Origin of the sequence: Hydrogenophaga aromaticivorans, assembly GCF_013387465.1 — a bacterium.
Taxonomy (GTDB): Bacteria; Pseudomonadota; Gammaproteobacteria; order Burkholderiales; family Burkholderiaceae_C; genus Hydrogenophaga; species Hydrogenophaga aromaticivorans.
In genome coordinates this window covers 104,520-118,848 of the sequence record NZ_VYGV01000011.1, presented here as the reverse complement: position 1 = coordinate 118,848, position 14,329 = coordinate 104,520, and the positions used below count along the sequence as shown (strand labels likewise).

19 protein-coding genes are annotated in these 14,329 nt (G+C 57.6%); 18 read left to right on the top strand and 1 reads right to left on the bottom strand.

Annotated features, from left to right (window positions below; translation table 11 throughout):
- Positions 1-6 precede the first annotated feature (6 nt).
- The 14 genes from F3K02_RS13060 (at position 7) to F3K02_RS12995 (ending at position 9,732) form a co-directional block, all read left to right on the top strand.
- Positions 7-510, top strand: a complete 504-nt coding sequence (locus F3K02_RS13060) for a PRTRC system protein E (RefSeq protein ID WP_177136066.1) — start codon at positions 7-9, stop codon at positions 508-510.
- Between the two features lie 10 nt (positions 511-520).
- The gene (locus F3K02_RS13055) at positions 521-925 is read left to right on the top strand and encodes a PRTRC system protein C (RefSeq protein WP_177136065.1); all 405 of its coding nucleotides are present in this window, start codon (positions 521-523) and stop codon (positions 923-925) included.
- Positions 835-1,986, top strand: a complete 1,152-nt coding sequence (locus F3K02_RS13050; protein WP_177136064.1) for a PRTRC system protein F — start codon at positions 835-837, stop codon at positions 1,984-1,986. The genes F3K02_RS13055 and F3K02_RS13050 overlap by 91 nt, the downstream gene beginning before the upstream one ends.
- Positions 1,986-2,783 (top strand): PRTRC system protein B, encoded by a 798-nt coding sequence (locus F3K02_RS13045; protein ID WP_177136063.1) that lies wholly within the window; start codon positions 1,986-1,988, stop codon positions 2,781-2,783. The genes F3K02_RS13050 and F3K02_RS13045 overlap by 1 nt, the downstream gene beginning before the upstream one ends.
- A complete protein-coding gene (locus F3K02_RS13040; RefSeq protein ID WP_177136062.1) occupies positions 2,783-3,424 on the top strand; it encodes a PRTRC system protein A in 642 nt (213 codons plus the stop codon). Before F3K02_RS13045 ends, F3K02_RS13040 begins: the two co-directional genes overlap by 1 nt.
- A complete protein-coding gene (locus F3K02_RS13035; RefSeq protein WP_177136061.1) occupies positions 3,421-4,263 on the top strand; it encodes a PRTRC system ThiF family protein in 843 nt (280 codons plus the stop codon). Before F3K02_RS13040 ends, F3K02_RS13035 begins: the two co-directional genes overlap by 4 nt.
- Positions 4,264-4,510: 247 nt before the next feature.
- Positions 4,511-4,906, top strand: coding sequence for a hypothetical protein (locus F3K02_RS13030; protein WP_218179456.1), 396 nt, complete (start codon positions 4,511-4,513; stop codon positions 4,904-4,906).
- 139 nt (positions 4,907-5,045) lie between these two features.
- A complete protein-coding gene (locus F3K02_RS13025) occupies positions 5,046-5,612 on the top strand; it encodes a DUF5983 family protein (RefSeq protein ID WP_177136059.1) in 567 nt (188 codons plus the stop codon).
- 164 nt (positions 5,613-5,776) lie between these two features.
- A complete protein-coding gene (locus tag F3K02_RS13020; protein WP_177136058.1) occupies positions 5,777-6,289 on the top strand; it encodes an outer membrane lipoprotein in 513 nt (170 codons plus the stop codon).
- A 131-nt stretch (positions 6,290-6,420) separates the two neighbouring features.
- Complete coding sequence (locus tag F3K02_RS13015) at positions 6,421-6,765, top strand: hypothetical protein (protein WP_177136057.1); 345 nt, start codon at positions 6,421-6,423, stop codon at positions 6,763-6,765.
- Between the two features lie 151 nt (positions 6,766-6,916).
- A complete protein-coding gene (locus F3K02_RS13010) occupies positions 6,917-8,413 on the top strand; it encodes an IS5 family transposase (protein WP_246309432.1) in 1,497 nt (498 codons plus the stop codon).
- Between the two features lie 242 nt (positions 8,414-8,655).
- Complete coding sequence (locus F3K02_RS13005; RefSeq protein ID WP_177136056.1) at positions 8,656-9,072, top strand: hypothetical protein; 417 nt, start codon at positions 8,656-8,658, stop codon at positions 9,070-9,072.
- Between the two features lie 268 nt (positions 9,073-9,340).
- Positions 9,341-9,595, top strand: coding sequence for a hypothetical protein (locus tag F3K02_RS13000; protein ID WP_177136055.1), 255 nt, complete (start codon positions 9,341-9,343; stop codon positions 9,593-9,595).
- Positions 9,592-9,732 (top strand): hypothetical protein, encoded by a 141-nt coding sequence (locus F3K02_RS12995; protein WP_177136054.1) that lies wholly within the window; start codon positions 9,592-9,594, stop codon positions 9,730-9,732. The genes F3K02_RS13000 and F3K02_RS12995 overlap by 4 nt, the downstream gene beginning before the upstream one ends.
- Here F3K02_RS12995 and F3K02_RS12990 read toward each other — a convergent pair.
- On the bottom strand, positions 9,723-9,929 hold the full coding sequence (locus F3K02_RS12990) for a hypothetical protein (RefSeq protein WP_177136053.1): 207 nt from the start codon (positions 9,927-9,929) through the stop codon (positions 9,723-9,725). The genes F3K02_RS12995 and F3K02_RS12990 overlap by 10 nt on opposite strands.
- Before the next feature lie 238 nt (positions 9,930-10,167).
- Between F3K02_RS12990 and F3K02_RS12985 the strand changes: the two genes are divergently transcribed.
- The 4 genes from F3K02_RS12985 (at position 10,168) to F3K02_RS12970 (ending at position 14,278) form a co-directional block, all read left to right on the top strand.
- On the top strand, positions 10,168-10,557 hold the full coding sequence (locus F3K02_RS12985) for a hypothetical protein (RefSeq protein ID WP_177136052.1): 390 nt from the start codon (positions 10,168-10,170) through the stop codon (positions 10,555-10,557).
- Positions 10,557-10,793, top strand: a complete 237-nt coding sequence (locus F3K02_RS12980) for a hypothetical protein (protein ID WP_177136051.1) — start codon at positions 10,557-10,559, stop codon at positions 10,791-10,793. Before F3K02_RS12985 ends, F3K02_RS12980 begins: the two co-directional genes overlap by 1 nt.
- Positions 10,794-11,179: 386 nt before the next feature.
- On the top strand, positions 11,180-12,904 hold the full coding sequence (locus F3K02_RS12975) for a phosphoadenosine phosphosulfate reductase domain-containing protein (protein WP_177136050.1): 1,725 nt from the start codon (positions 11,180-11,182) through the stop codon (positions 12,902-12,904).
- A 138-nt stretch (positions 12,905-13,042) separates the two neighbouring features.
- On the top strand, positions 13,043-14,278 hold the full coding sequence (locus F3K02_RS12970) for a metallophosphoesterase family protein (RefSeq protein ID WP_177136049.1): 1,236 nt from the start codon (positions 13,043-13,045) through the stop codon (positions 14,276-14,278).
- Positions 14,279-14,329: the final 51 nt, after the last annotated feature.

Genomic DNA, 14,329 nt, shown 5'->3' with positions numbered 1-14,329 from the left:
AAACCCATGTTGTTTACCAATGTTCAAGAACTGCTCAAGCGCGGTGTGACCTTGCATCTTGTCATGCGTGCCGTCGGTGAAGAAATCGAAGTCACTGTCCTGCCCAGCAGCGAAGAGAACAAGGCCGCAACCGGCCTGGTTGCGAAAACGTTCACCGCGTCTGCGGCCGAACTCGACTCTGGCTTCGCGCATGTGATGGCGACCTACGTGGCGGCCAACACCTCGTTGCAAGACCAGTTGGTGCAGTTCCAGGATCAGGTCGACGCCCAAGCCAAGTCCGCCAAGGATGAAGCTGCAAGCAAAGCCGCTGCATCTGCAAAAGGCTCGACGTCCAAGCGTCCTTCTGTTGCGTCAAAGCCGACCTTGCTGACCGATGCGTTGGACAGCGACGGCGACGGTGATGGCGACGGCGAAGAAGGTGATGTCCCCTCAGGCAGTGACGCCTCGGCCCAACAGCCGAGCGCTGCGCTCCCTGCGCCGGCCATCGATCCGCAACCCTTCACCCTTTAAGGAGAAGCACATGGCAATCGCTGAAGTGAAGCTGGTTCGCAAGTTCCGCTACCAGGGCATCACGCTCTCCGATCCTGCGTCCGACAAGACGCCGGAACAGGTCATGAAGGTCTATGCCTTCCAGTACCCGGAGCTGCTCAATGCGGTGGTTGAGGGACCCGTGACCAAGAACGGCGTTTCCACCTACACCTTCGCTCGCGTGGCGGGTAGCAAGGGGGCGGTGGGGCACCACAAGGCCGTTCGCAGCATTGCGGCAGGTACCTTCTTCGTGAAGGACAGTCCGCTGGCGAACGCATCCAAAGACGAAATCAAGGAGAACAAGGAATGTTCGAAGACCGTTCAAACGGTTGTGAACATGCAGGGGCACTCGCAGGCGATCCTTCCTGGATCGATGGCCTTCAGTCGCTTCGGCTAAATCCTCAGCCCTTCGCTGGTGGCTCATGGTGCATACCAGCCATCAACAGCGCGATTCCGGTGGTTCTCAAGACCACTGAATCGTGTCTGCAGAAGAACGCTGCGGAGTTTTCCCTGGAAGCCCACGCCAATGGCGTGGTGCTTCCAAAGGGGAAGTTCACAGACCTCAAGAAGACCCTCGCAAAACAGTTGCAGGCCTATGTGTTGGATCAGTGCGGACCTGATGATCCACTGGCACTTGACCTCTATCTGTCACTCGGCGATGACGACCTGAAACTGGTTGTCGGAGCTACCCCGCAAATTGAAACGCTCATGTTGGGGCCGGTGATTGAGTCGCTCAACGCCATGCATGAAGGCCTCGGATGGTTCGTCTACAAGACGATTTCAGCTGGTGATGCTGATGGCTATCCCATCTACACACCATCGCTGATTGGGTCCCTCGTGGACATGATGTGGTTCGACGTTGGTTTGACTGATGCTGAACAGGCACAGGGCATCCGCGATGACTACGGCCTGTCCGAAGACATAGATGACGATCAGGTGTTCGAGGAGCATGCAGGAGGGTACAAGCCATCCGATGTTCTGAGTTCATTTGGGGGACATGGCTGGATGCTTGCCTGCTTCACGCGAGAAGGCCCGGGTTTCACACGACCTGAAGCTCTTTCGTCAACGGCAGCTCAACAAGTCATCGCAGCGATGCCCAAAACCAGCTTGCTCGAAGTGGTCCAGGCAGCGATTGACCTGGAAGCAGAACTGCAGATGGACACCAACCTTCGAACTCACCGCTCAGCTGACGAGGATGAGTGGGGAAGTGCGGTCAATGCATATGGCGCGAGCTGCATCCTGGTTTGGAATGACCACCACATCGCGCATGAAGTGATCCAGCACTACGAAGAAAACGAAATGAGCAGTGGTGAGTCCTCGGAATACCACATGACTTTCACGGCCGACCCAACAGATCCTGATTCCATCAGGGCTCTCGTTCGGTCATTTCAGGACTTTGTGAGGCGGCATGCAGCGCTCAAGAAGGTTCTGCAACATTTTCCTAAGGTGAATATCTGATGCTTGAAGTCCATGTAAGTGAGCGTGGCCAGGCGGCCACGTTGTCGGGTGCCATCCTTCTCTACGGAGGAAAGAACCGTCAATCCGGGTACGGAGAAGAGACGTCCTTTGCCACGGTGCATCCCGTATCTGAAGTGAACAGCCGAATGGAGATCATGCCTGGCCGCCTGCTCACGCAGAAGGACCTTGCAACGTTCACCAAGTCGCTGGCCAAGACAGAAGCGACCGCGGTCAATGCCACACGGTGGCTTGATTCGCGAATCCTCGCAACGGGTCCCGACAGAATGATCTGGTGGACTCCACCGCACCAACGTGCGATGTTCTTCGAAACCAGTGAGGCGGCAAAGCTCGAAATTGCAGGCAGTGGAGCGTGCCCAGTTCCTGGGATGGTATGGATGGCGATGCCCGGCAACGGGCTCTTCGTCTTTGCCGTCAAAGGAACCGTGCGACCGATGCAGTCGGACCAGCTCTACCAGGCGCCATTCTTCAACGTCTGGAGCCGTGGCAAGGTTTGCACCGGCAGTGCAGAGCTGCCATCAACTGAGAACCGATGGGAAGTACAGGCATGGGAGAACACGTTCTTCGGATCGCGCTTCACCCATCCCAACTTCACCGAAAAAGACCGTCTCATCAAAGGCGCTGAACCATGTCTGTTTTGGAAAAAGATGCTGGCCAAGCCAGCAGCTGTGTTTCCTGAACGGCGTCTGGTGCAGTTCCCGATGGTGGTCGGTGACTTGCTCGATCCCCTGGTGGTCGACAAGCTGAACAAAGTCCCAAAAGCAAAAGGAGAATTCTGATGTCTGTTGAACTGTTGGAGCGCGTTGTCCTGGAGAACTTTCCCGTGACCACGATGCCCCAAACCGGGCATTTGGTTCGCCCGAAGAGTCTGGGGCAGCGCTATGTCGTTGCGCGTGAGGGCCTCTTTCGGGAGGTCTCCACGCCGTGGCTCTATGCCTTGTTGCCCTTGGCATCCATACGTGGCATGCAGGCTCCCTACGGGCCCTGCCTGCCAACGGTGGAGCTGACGATGAATCAGCCACCTGCGCACCTCTGGCGCATGTTCCGCGAAATGGCTGAACAGGCTTTGCCCCACGAATGCGCAGGGGCGTTCATCTGGAACACAGTCACCGCTGAATGGCGTTTGGCTGTTCGTGAAGCCCAGAACGCGAGTCCCCATCACGTGGACTTCGCCGAAGCACCGATGGGTGAAGACGAGGTGCTGGTTGTGGACATCCACAGCCATGCATCGCACAAGGCGTTCTTCTCATCGACCGATGACCGTGACGATGCTGGAGGTCTCAAGATCGCAGCGGTGTTGGGCCAGGTAGATACAGAAAGCCCGACCCTCTGTCTGCGGCTGGTGTGTCTGGACCGGTTCCTGCCGATGCGGTTGGACCAAAGCGGGGCGCTTGACGTCCACATCGAGGTGGTCGCATGAAGCACTATCTGCACTCGGAGCTTGTTGGAAGGAAGATCAAGGTTTTGCTCGTTGGTGCCGGCGGTACTGGCAGCAGGATGCTTGAGAGTCTGATGAATCTGCATCGCGCTATGTTGGCCCTCGGACACCCTGAGGGCTTGCATGTCACCTTGCTGGATGATGATCGCGTCAGCGCGGCGAACGTCGGCCGTCAGGCCTTCTATGCCTGCGATGTGGGGAGCTACAAGTCGATCACGCTGGTCAATCGCGCAAACATGGCCATGGAGTTCTCGACACCATGGTCAGCTGCTGTAGGGCGTCTCAACACCAGCAGCCAGGGACTTGGCAACTACGATCTTGTCATCGGTGCGGTTGACAACCGTGCAGCACGGTTGGCGATCCTCCGATGCCTGGAGCGAACGGTCTGGGGAAAGCGATACTGGCTTGACCTGGGCAATCGCTCCGCCGATGGACAGGTTGTGCTGGGAGAGGTAACGCCCTCCAAGGCGAAGAAGGATGACCAGTGGCGCCTGCCGCATGTTGGTGAGCTCTTCCCGGAACTCATCGACGCTGCGCGGGATTCGCTTGAGGACGACACACCGTCGTGTTCGCTGGCGCAGGCGCTGGAGAAGCAGTCGTTGTTCATCAATCCCGCGGTGAGCCTGTGCGCATCGAACCTGTTGTGGCAGTTGTTCACCAAGGGCGAGATCGAGCACCATGGCGCCTTTGTCAACCTCGACCAAATGACCATGATGCCTATGGCCATCGATCATGAGGTTTGGGCACGCTTCGGTGTCAAAAGGGACGGAAAGCGCGCCAAGGTGCGTCAACCATCCCGCAAAGTGAAAGAGCAGGCTTGAAAAGGCCCGCTGTATTGGACTCCACCACCAGAAGAAATTCTGGTGGTGGGCATCCCTCGGCTATGGACAAGAGGTTCGAGCGTCCATTAAACTTCGAGCACGCCTTGGGTTTCGCCTGAGGTATTGCTACCTTCGCCAATCCGCTTTGTGCGGGATGAAGGTCAGCTAGATCACAGATTGCAAGTTGAACCCCAAGGCGCAGCAGTTGCTGCCCAGCGGTCGTACCTGATGTGCGACAAGTGCGCCCGTGTGCGTGCTTACGGTTCAGCGGCACCATCACCCCAAAAAGTTATTTTCGGCGGCTCCTTCATGGCGCGGCCTTTCCTTTGCGCATCCGCAATGGAAAGCCTGTGTTGGCCATCCTTTCATCAACACCGCTTTTGCGGAAGAAAGGAACACCTTGAAAACACGATTCACCGTTCACATCGAGGTGGATGTGCATGATTCGAAGCAGCTGTACCAAGCCGCGTTGAAGACCCTTACCGAAGGCGATGGCCTTGATGCCGAGAGCGCCAAGAGCCTCATTGGACTTGACGAGGCGAACGCGCATGTGACCGAGTGTCTGATCGCCATCCTCGACCCAGGTACTCCACCGGCCGGTACCTCCATCACTGGTACCACAGTCGAGTTTCACGCGGCCTGAGCCTCGTTGAAGTCGATCACGCCCATTCCCCTTGGGAGTGGGTGTCCTGATGTTCATGAGTCATCGTGAGCGATCAGAACACCCGGGGGTGGCCCTTTTTCAACAACACCGCAATTGCGGTACCAACGAAAGGGCATTCATGCAAATCGAAGTCAAACCGGAGTCATTTTTCAAGATCCTGAGCGAAGCGGACAAGAATGGGGTTGCCTACCGTTGGGTCAGCCAATCCTCGGAGGCGTGTCGCGCAGACAGGTTTTTGTCTCTGCGTGCCTGTTCCGAACAATGGACTGGCCCCATTCCTGTCATCCACCAGATGCTGTTGAGTTCGGGCGAGGTCAAGGTGACCTATCACCTGGATCGCGTCGATGTTGTCCATCAAAAACCGATTCCTGTGGTGCGTGAAAGCAGCCATGGAAGAAAGATGCTGGAGGTCAGCATCGCCCATATTCCGCAACACACTGCGGAAGCGCTGGCAGCAGCCGTCAATAGTCAAGAGCAGCCTTGCGGTATCGCCATTTGGGTGAACTTCACCAAATGGTTTGAATACGGCTGGATCTTCCACACCATCGTTGACGAAGGTGCGGAATTGCCGGAGCACAAGGCGCTGTTGGATTTGTTGTCCTACGCACGCAAGGAAGGGTACATGTTCATCAAGCTCGACTCCGCTGCTGATGAGCTGGCCAACTTCCCCGTCTATAGCTGGTAAACGATCACCCACGCTTTCTCGAAAGAGGAGGTGTGGCGATCAAACGAGCGATAGTTCCATGTTGCCCCATAAATTTTGGAAGGCGTTTCAATCGTGCTCCATTTAGGACCACGCTTGAGCCGCTTCACAACAGCCAGGTTTCTGGCATTTTTATGAGGCTCTATATGAATACGAAGCTCGATCGAATTGAACCCTATGTTCGCTGGACCTTGCTGTTCATCGGATTTTTCGCGGCGCTCTTCCTCGGAGGTTGTGTCGCAACGAATCCGCTGATCTCGCAGGATTCCACCTCGACGGCTTACCAAAGCGCCCAGGTCCCGCAGCAAGTGAAGCTGGGCCAGGTCATCAGTGTGCGGGAAGTGCAGATCCTCAACAGGCCTGCTCATCTCGCGCAGTACACCGGTGGTTCGCTAGGGGCAGTTTTTGGACACGCTGTGTCCAAAAAGATCACCAGCAATCAGTCAGCACGACTTCTGCTCTCCGGCCTTTCCGGGGCCATGGGAGCAGCTGTTGGCAAGCAGATGGCCTCAACTGTCCCTGGGCAGGAGGTCGTCATCAAGCTGGACGATTCTCGTGTTGTGGCCATCTCCCAATCCAGTGCCGATGGTGTGCGTTTCCGTAAAGGTGAACGCGTCATGGTCATTGGTCAAGGGCGGGTTGCGCACTTGAATTTCTGAAGTCCAACCTACCAAGCCCACTTCGGTGGGCTTCTTGTAGTTGCCTGAAAAGGCTGCTTCAAGAAGCCTATTGAGAGTTTTCCTTTCATCAACACGGCAGATGCCGAATCGAAAGGTTTTAGGAGAAATTTATGAGCCAACACATTTTGTCTTTGGAGTTGAACGGGAAACAGGTCGAAATCCAGATGGGCTGGGATCGTCCACTGCGGGAATATTTCATGAATGTTTCTGCTGTTCAGGAAGACGAGGATGAAGATGATGATGATGATGGTGTGACCGACGACTACATCAGCCTCTACGATCAAGATGCTGACCCAGGCGATCTGGACTACTTCATCAAAGTTGCTGCGAAGATGGGAATCACCTTTCCTCCGGCCATGGTTGAGCAGGTCAAGAACGATGCTCAGCTCAACGTTGGCAATCGGCACGTGGTCTGGTCGGCGGACGGTTCGATTTCCAAGGAAACCATTTGGTGATCATTCGAAAAGTCAAAGTTGCCCAACAAGCTAAAGAGTCGCCCCTGCAAAACTCCCACAACCCGCATGAATGCTGGGTTTCTGGGGTGATTCCTGATAGTCAGAACTCCCGGATTGAATTCCAATAGCACCCAGTTCCTGGGAGTTTTTGATGTTCGCCTGCCCCGCCACCGACGATTTCTTTCGCGCCCGTCTCGACCACATGATCGACCTGCGCCAGCCGCTGGTGGTGCTGGCCTCACACATGCCCTGGCAGGCCCTTGAAGCGCGTGTTTCCCAGACCTTCTCGCGCCGCGCCCGCACCGGTGAACCCCTGCCCGATCTGGACCTCTTTGGCGAACAAGTCCAGCGCAGCACCCGCTCCGGCAACGCCGGGCGCCCCCGTGTCCCGCTGCGGGTGATGATCGCGCTGCTCTACCTCAAACACGCCTTCAACCTGAGCGACGAGGCCTTGGTCGAGCGCTGGTCTGATTCACCCAACTTCCAGTACTTCTCGGGCCAGGCCTACTTCGAGCCGCGCCTGCCCTGTGACGCCACTACGCTGGTCAAATTCCGCCGCCTGCTGGGTGAAGAAGGCTGCGAAGAGCTGCTGGCCCAGACCATCAACCAGGCCGTCGCCATGAAACTCATCCCCGCCGCTGCACTGGCCACCGTGGTGGTCGACAGCACCGTGCAAGAGAAGGCCATCGCCCACCCCAACGACGCGCGCTTGCTCGAAGTGGCCCGCCGCAAGCTGGTGCAAGCGGCCAAGGACGCCGGCGTTGATCTCAAACAGAGTTTTGCCAAGGAGGGCAAGACCTTGCGTTTCAAGGCCGGGCGCTACGCCCACGCGCGCCAGTTCAAGCGGCTGCGCAGAACCGTCAAGCGCCAGCGCACCATCGTCGCGGGCCTGTGCCGGGAGATCGTGCGCAAGGCCCTGGCCGCAGGGCAGACACTGGGCGAACACACCACAGAGGCATTGGACAAGGCCGCGCGGATCGTGGCGCAGGCCGCGCGGCGCAAGAACGACCCGGACACACCGAAACTCTATGCTTGGCACGCCCCCGAGGTGGTGTGCATGGCCAAGGGCAAGAGCCACACGCCGTACGAGTTCGGCGCCAAGGTGGGCATTGCCATGACGCTGCAACACAACCTGATCGTGGGGGCCAGGGCGTTCGAGGGCAACCCGTACGACGGGCACACCTTGAGAGAGCAGCTGGAACAGGCGGGCATCCTGATGCAGGACACGGGGATGAAGCCGAGCACGGCGTACGTGGACCTGGGCTACCGGGGTGTGGATGCGGACAACCCGGGCATTGACATCAAGCACCGGGGCAAGGCGAAGTCACTCACCCCGCAAGAATGGAAGCTGCTCAAGCGGCGCCAGGCGATCGAACCGATCATCGGCCACTTGAAGGATGACCACGGGATGGACCGCTGTCACTTGAAAGGGGCACAGGGCGACAGGTTGCATGCGGTGCTGTGTGCGGCGGGCTACAACATCCGCTGGCTGCTGCGCATGATCGCCAGGAAGGGTGTGGCCTTCTTGCGGCGCGTTTATTTGCGCCTATGTGCGGCGGTGGGCGTGCCGGCCAAATGGAGGTTTGTCCTGCGTGCGATCTTCTTCACGCCCTCTGCGAGGGCGCTCTCACCCTTGGCGCTCGCCTGAAAACGAATTAATCAGGGGCGACTAAAGAGGCTTGGGGCAGCAAGTCGCATCGGTGCTGCCGGGAGGTGATTGGAATGCTCATGAAACCTGCCGTTTTGGCAGATCCCGACAACAGCTGATCTGAGCCCACTCACCGCGCAAGCGGTGGGAGGCTTCCTACGAGACCCACATGGATCTTGCAGAAAGCCTCAACAGGTGATGCCTTTCATTAACACCCGATCTTCGGGGATAGAAAGGACGAAATGAAAGGCGATAGCAGCAAACAAGAATTGGAGGTGATCGTCGCATTGCGTACTGCGGTCGACAGAGCACCACTGTTGAGCGATGAGCACCTGGCAGCGATCCGTGAGCTGAAGCTGGAGGTCATTCGTCAGGCGCAGTCATCACTGGATGCGGGGCAGCCGCCTGTGTACGTCCACAAGATTGGCATGACAACTGTTCTGTCACCTTCAGCGCAGCGCTGTGGAATGTTCCAGATCACTCGGTTCAACAACACCGGGGTGATTGGTGACAGCCAATACCGCACCGTTGCTGAAGCGGTGGAGGACAACGACCTCGGCTACAGCGATCGCATCTGCGGTGAAGAGGCGGATGCTCATATGCGCAGTCTGCTGGAAGCAGAAGCCCTCTACCAGCATTCGCGCCGATCCTTCGCTTGAAGGTAGCGCAGTCCATCAAGCCCGCTTCGGCGGGCTCTCTACTGGGTCGACCCAGCAGAAAGCCCGTCTGCATGGCGCATTCACCCCCAAACCCAGTTTTGGATGCACAAATCGGAAATCATCGAACGTATCGCTGTGGCCTATGGCCAGAGCAATCCGCTTGAGGTCGCGCTTTCCACCCCCCCATGGATATGGGATGCGAACCAACAGGAAAGAAGGCACGCAAAACCCATGGTCCGGACGAGGGAAACCATATGAAAGGAAGGCTATGGAAAAAAACAAACAACATGAAAAAGAGTTGCTACTGCACATGCTCTTCGGGACCATCATCTTTTTGGTTCTCGCAACTGCAGCTGTTGGTCTGGACCTGGTCGCACAGTGGGCCGTCGGCATCGGCGTCTCACAGTTCACGCACCAGGCGCTGAGCTGGACCGCCCACGCCCTCTTGGTCGTGGACTTGCTACTCTTCGCGTCGTACACTGCGAAGACCTCGTGGCTTCTCATCAAGGAACTGCTCTCATGACAACCAGTGATATCCGCCGAATCTGGCGCGATAGCCTGCGGGTGTTTTTCGCCCCCCTCGTGGGAGCGATCACCGGGGCATTTCGCCAGACCAAGGCTGTGAACAAAGAGGTGCTTGAGCATCGGCATCAGCCGTAACCCAGGTACCACGCCAGACCACCAAAGCCCGCCTCGTGCGGGCTTTCTTCTGCCGCCATGTCATTGGCGATAGAAGAAAGCCCGTCAGCTTGCCGTTTCATCACTACCTCTGCATGAGGGAAGAAAAGGCAATCAAGAACAACAAAACGCAGTTGCGGCCAACGGTCGGGGATCAGCTCGATGTCGCCAGGGACCATAGGAAGCTGCCCGCGAAAAAACGATCCCGCCTAGACCCCTTCCGGGGTCTTGCCACGCAGGAACTGGGTATGCGAAAGCTCCCTGTGACCAAGCGTCATTCGCACGTACCAGCCTTGCTTGGCATCCGAAAATGAACGTCTCCCGAATGGGGTTTCCTTCTGTGGCCACCGGCGACAGAAGAAAGCCTCAAGGCTTGCTCCTTCATCAACACCGCAATTGCGGATAAGGAGAGTTGCGATGGAGCGTTGTTCCTTCCTCAAAGCCGTGGTCAGCCGACACGGATTCAGCATCCGAAAATCTGACCACAGCGTTCGGTTCACGATCACGAGAACTGACCTGATGGCCATTCGAGAAGCCATGACAAGCACCACATCGAATGGAGAGATACCGGTCATTGCCTTGGGTTCTGCAGACTGGCGCGACGGCGATTTGCGCATGTGCCGTGGCGTCCAGGATCAGTGGATGGAGTTGCGAGGTGCCGAGTTGTGGATCGTCGCATCCCTAGGGGGCGACCGCTTCCTGTACTCGTACCCGGTGCTTCTTGATCGGGTTTTCGAATCGCTCGATGTTGCCGTTGCACACGGTGCAGCCGATGCGCAAGCTGGGTATACCCAATGGCTGCTCTGATGCTCACCAAAGAACGGGTCGATTCGATCCAAAAAGGCTACTGGCTGGTGCGTGAGTCGGATAAGCAGCGGTACTTCATTGGCCGAGAAATCTCGGTGCCGGCATTGGAGAGGGTCTGTGAAGTCGTCCTTGGTGAGAAACACGGATGGGACTACTGGATCGACTACTGCTACGGCCGGGATACCGCCGGCCGCACAGCATGGGCGAATGTAGACCTCACCGATTTCTTCTTCTAAAAAGCCTCATCAACTGGACCCGTGACCGGTCCAGCAAAACCACAAGTCCTTCGAAAGAAGGCTTGCCGATGCACGTCGTATTCGACCTTCATCGGCAAGTCCTTTTTCAAACGCCCAGCTTTGGGCAATACAAAGAAAGGACCTCGAAGTGAAAAATTGCTTTTTCAAATGGGCTTGGGACGGAGAAGCGCCCAGACCTGACCCAGCCATGTCACGCCAGAAGGCTGTCGTTCTGCTGAGAGCTTGGCGCAAGAAGGCAGCTGCCGCCAAGGCAGGAAAGGAGGCCTTCGAACTGCGGCGCATCGCACCGGGTACCTTCAGGGCCACGGCAGACAATGGGCAGTCGGGAACGATGTTCGTCTGTCGCCATGAAGGAAGTGGCGTCCATGGCTGATCAACTCATCGACCTGTTTTCGATACCGGAAGCGTCGGGTGAAGCCAGCGCTCCGGTGCCATGCTCAGATCCTGTTGCCAATGCGCACGAATGTATGACGGCAATGCTCCTGGCCGGGCATCCCGTTCAACTGCAGTTCAGTGGTGGCAAGGACTCAAGCTGCTGCGCGAACCTTCTGCTCAACGCAGCCAGGGAGGTTGTGCTCAGTGGGAAGACCTGCCCCAGCATCTACATTTGTTCGGCAGACACCGGGGTCGAAAACCCAGTGGTTCGGACGCTTGCGGATCACGAACTTCAGAAGATGAAGACGTTCGCCTCGGAACACAAAATTCCTGTTGAGGTGCACGTGGGCCGGCCAACGCTGGCCGCCAGCTACGCGCCGAGAGTCATCGGTGGACGGGCGCTACCGCCTTTTCCGGTGGGCAAGCGTGATTGCACGACCGATTGGAAGATCGTGGTCAGTCAGCGCGTGAGTCGAACGATCAGGGCAGCAGCAGGGGGGTTCACAAAGCCTCTCGTGACAGTCATCGGTACTCGGTCATCCGAATCCGCGGCTCGCCTGATCAACACAGCACGTCGCGGTGAGTCGGCCACGAGTCTTTGGTATGGGCCTGATGGGGAAGCTCGGCTGAGCCCGATCCTGAACTGGACGACTGATGACGTCTGGACCTACCTGGGTGAGTGCGCAAGCGGCCTTCGGGTGAGCTATTCGGACTTTGCCGATCTGATCGAGTTCTACTCTGCGGCCGCCGGCGGCGAATGCGTCGTGGTCGCTGACATGCGCCAGAGCCAGTCTGCGGCCTGCGGCGCTCGATCTGGGTGCTGGGTCTGTGGAGCTGTGCAAAACGATAAGAGTGTGGAGAACATGATTGCCAGCCATCCAGCGCGCTACGCGTATCTGGTGCCGCTGCTTCGTTTTCGCAATTTTGTTGTCGATTCGCAGTGGGACTGGAGCTTGAGGAACTACCTCGGGCGCTCAATCGATGCGGATGGCTGCATGGCGGTGAAGGCGGACCAGTTCAGCCCTCAGATGTGCGAACGCCTCCTGCGCTACCTGTTGACGGCGCAGGACCGTGCAAACAGTCTGGGTTCTCCCGTTCCGGTTCGGGCGGTTGGTCTGCGAGAGCTGTTTGCCATCGACTTCTACTGGTCGGTCAGGGCATGGCATCCACCGTTTCATGCGCTGTGGGTGTATTTCGACCACATGAGCGGCAATCACCTTGAGGCACCCATCATCGAAAGCCCTATGCGCCCGAGTCAAGTCCCTGAGATCGGAAAGATCTTTGTCGGACGAGACTGGGACGATGGCTCATCGCCGCTTCAACCAAGTGGACTGAGAGATCCGATGTGGGAGCTTCACAGCGAGAGTTGTGGGCCTTCTCTTCGGACGGGGACCAAGGGCAATGTGTTCCTGGCGCTCGATGAAATGCCTGAGTTCACGGTCGATGAAGAAGGGGCATGCATGTTCCTGGACTTCGAGGCAGAGGAAGCGATCAGGAAGTACCACACGCAGACCATTGACTGGACCATCGCAGCAAGCATCTACCTGCGCTACGGGGTGGTGACATTGGGCCGCGGCCAAAGCAGTGGAATCGACGACATGATGCGTCGGTCGCAATGGCTCCAACGAAATCAACTGCATGGGCTCCAGCAAGCGGAAGACTTGCGCCATCGTTGCGTTGAGTTGTGTGCCACCCAAGAGCACCTGTTCGCGTAAGCGGCCAGGCCTGCCAAACCCCTTCGGGGGTTTTTTCGTGTGCCCTCGACGGGCCCAGGAAAAAGCCTCACGGCAAGTCCTTTTCTCACAACACGGCGAATGCCGGAAAGGACCCGTATGACGATACGAATCGCACACATGAGTGACCTGCACTACTGTGCGGAAAACCTCGCAGAAGCCGATCGCTGCTTTTCCAGGGCGGTCACCGATGCCATCCTCGAAGGTGTCGATTGCGCGATCATCACTGGCGACAGTTCTGATCACGCGCTCGACGCACACACGCCATCGGTTCGCGCTCTTGCTGCCGAGATCAAACGGCTGGCTGATCATTGCCCTGTGCTCATGCTGCAGGGGACTTTCAGCCATGAACCGCCTGGCTTTCTGAAAATGCTGGCCATGGTCGGGGCACGCCATCCCATCACGGTGGCTGACAGGATCTCTTCCTTCGGATTGCTCACCGGGCAAACGCGATATGGCTTCGTGCCATTCAAAGGGGAGGGTGACTTTCAGGTGGTGCTCCATTGCCTGCCAACCTTGAACAAGGCGGATATCGCGTCTCTGGTGGAAGCCAAGGTAGACGAGGCCGCCTCCCAAGCGCGTGAGATCGTGTCGCAGGTACTCCATAGCTGGGGTCCTGTGAACGCGAACTTGCGCGAGCGGGGGATTCCGTCCATGGTCTTGAGTCATGGCACGGTGTTCAACAGCATCAGCGAGCACGGCGTCCCGATGGCCGGCACTGATCACGAGCTTGGGCTTGGTTCCTTGTTTGCAGCTGGTGCCCATGGCGTTGCCCTTGGGCATATCCACAAGCACCAGAGCTGGCATCAAGTCACGCCTGGGTTTCAGCAACTGGTGGCCTACGCCGGCTCCATCGGCCGGTTCCACCACGGTGAACAAGGTGACAAGTTCTGGTTGCTCTGGAGCCTGTCTGCTGAAGGGGCGCACATTCAGACCAACGTCACGCCCGCGCGCACGAACGTCGATCTGGTCTTCGAGGGTCCACCGGACCTGGAGGAGATCAGGCAACGTGCCGACTCGCTGGCTGGCGCTTTCGTGCGCATTCGGTATTGCATCGACGAAGAATTCAGGCAGAATGTGGACCGTGCTGCTATCAGACTTATTCTGGAAAAGGCAGCCGACGTACAGATTGAAGGAAGAACGCTCACGGTGCAGCGCCAACGTGCGCAAGGCATCTCATCTCAGCCGCTGAGTGAGAAGCTGGCAACCTGGGCCAATGTCACCGGTACCGACTGTGTTCTGGAGTTGCAGCAACGGCTGCAGTTGCTTCAGGATGGAGGGGATATCGAAGGCATTGTTGATGACTTTGTGCAGGGGTTGGTAACGCCCCCTGCCGAGTTGATCGCTTCCATGTGACTTCAGGCCCATCGTTTCGACGGTGGGCTTCCCAGTGGACGGGATGATGCT

Excerpts from the sequence above, each read along its gene's own strand:
- F3K02_RS13010 (WP_246309432.1), top strand. The coding sequence starts at position 6,917 with ATGTTCGCCTGCCCCGCCACCGACGATTTCTTTCGCGCCCGTCTCGAC.
- F3K02_RS13050 (WP_177136064.1), top strand. The coding sequence starts at position 835 with ATGTTCGAAGACCGTTCAAACGGTTGTGAACATGCAGGGGCACTCGCA.
- F3K02_RS13045 (WP_177136063.1), top strand. The coding sequence starts at position 1,986 with ATGCTTGAAGTCCATGTAAGTGAGCGTGGCCAGGCGGCCACGTTGTCG.
- F3K02_RS13055 (WP_177136065.1), top strand. The coding sequence starts at position 521 with ATGGCAATCGCTGAAGTGAAGCTGGTTCGCAAGTTCCGCTACCAGGGC.
- F3K02_RS12985 (WP_177136052.1), top strand. The coding sequence starts at position 10,168 with ATGGAGCGTTGTTCCTTCCTCAAAGCCGTGGTCAGCCGACACGGATTC.
- F3K02_RS13025 (WP_177136059.1), top strand. The coding sequence starts at position 5,046 with ATGCAAATCGAAGTCAAACCGGAGTCATTTTTCAAGATCCTGAGCGAA.
- F3K02_RS13040 (WP_177136062.1), top strand. The coding sequence starts at position 2,783 with ATGTCTGTTGAACTGTTGGAGCGCGTTGTCCTGGAGAACTTTCCCGTG.
- F3K02_RS12990 (WP_177136053.1), bottom strand. The coding sequence starts at position 9,929 with ATGGTCCCTGGCGACATCGAGCTGATCCCCGACCGTTGGCCGCAACTG.
- F3K02_RS12980 (WP_177136051.1), top strand. The coding sequence starts at position 10,557 with ATGCTCACCAAAGAACGGGTCGATTCGATCCAAAAAGGCTACTGGCTG.
- F3K02_RS12970 (WP_177136049.1), top strand. The coding sequence starts at position 13,043 with ATGAGTGACCTGCACTACTGTGCGGAAAACCTCGCAGAAGCCGATCGC.
- F3K02_RS12995 (WP_177136054.1), top strand. The coding sequence starts at position 9,592 with ATGACAACCAGTGATATCCGCCGAATCTGGCGCGATAGCCTGCGGGTG.
- F3K02_RS12975 (WP_177136050.1), top strand. The coding sequence starts at position 11,180 with ATGGCTGATCAACTCATCGACCTGTTTTCGATACCGGAAGCGTCGGGT.
- F3K02_RS13020 (WP_177136058.1), top strand. The coding sequence starts at position 5,777 with ATGAATACGAAGCTCGATCGAATTGAACCCTATGTTCGCTGGACCTTG.
- F3K02_RS13060 (WP_177136066.1), top strand. The coding sequence starts at position 7 with ATGTTGTTTACCAATGTTCAAGAACTGCTCAAGCGCGGTGTGACCTTG.
- F3K02_RS13000 (WP_177136055.1), top strand. The coding sequence starts at position 9,341 with ATGGAAAAAAACAAACAACATGAAAAAGAGTTGCTACTGCACATGCTC.
- F3K02_RS13015 (WP_177136057.1), top strand. The coding sequence starts at position 6,421 with ATGAGCCAACACATTTTGTCTTTGGAGTTGAACGGGAAACAGGTCGAA.
- F3K02_RS13035 (WP_177136061.1), top strand. The coding sequence starts at position 3,421 with ATGAAGCACTATCTGCACTCGGAGCTTGTTGGAAGGAAGATCAAGGTT.
- F3K02_RS13005 (WP_177136056.1), top strand. The coding sequence starts at position 8,656 with ATGAAAGGCGATAGCAGCAAACAAGAATTGGAGGTGATCGTCGCATTG.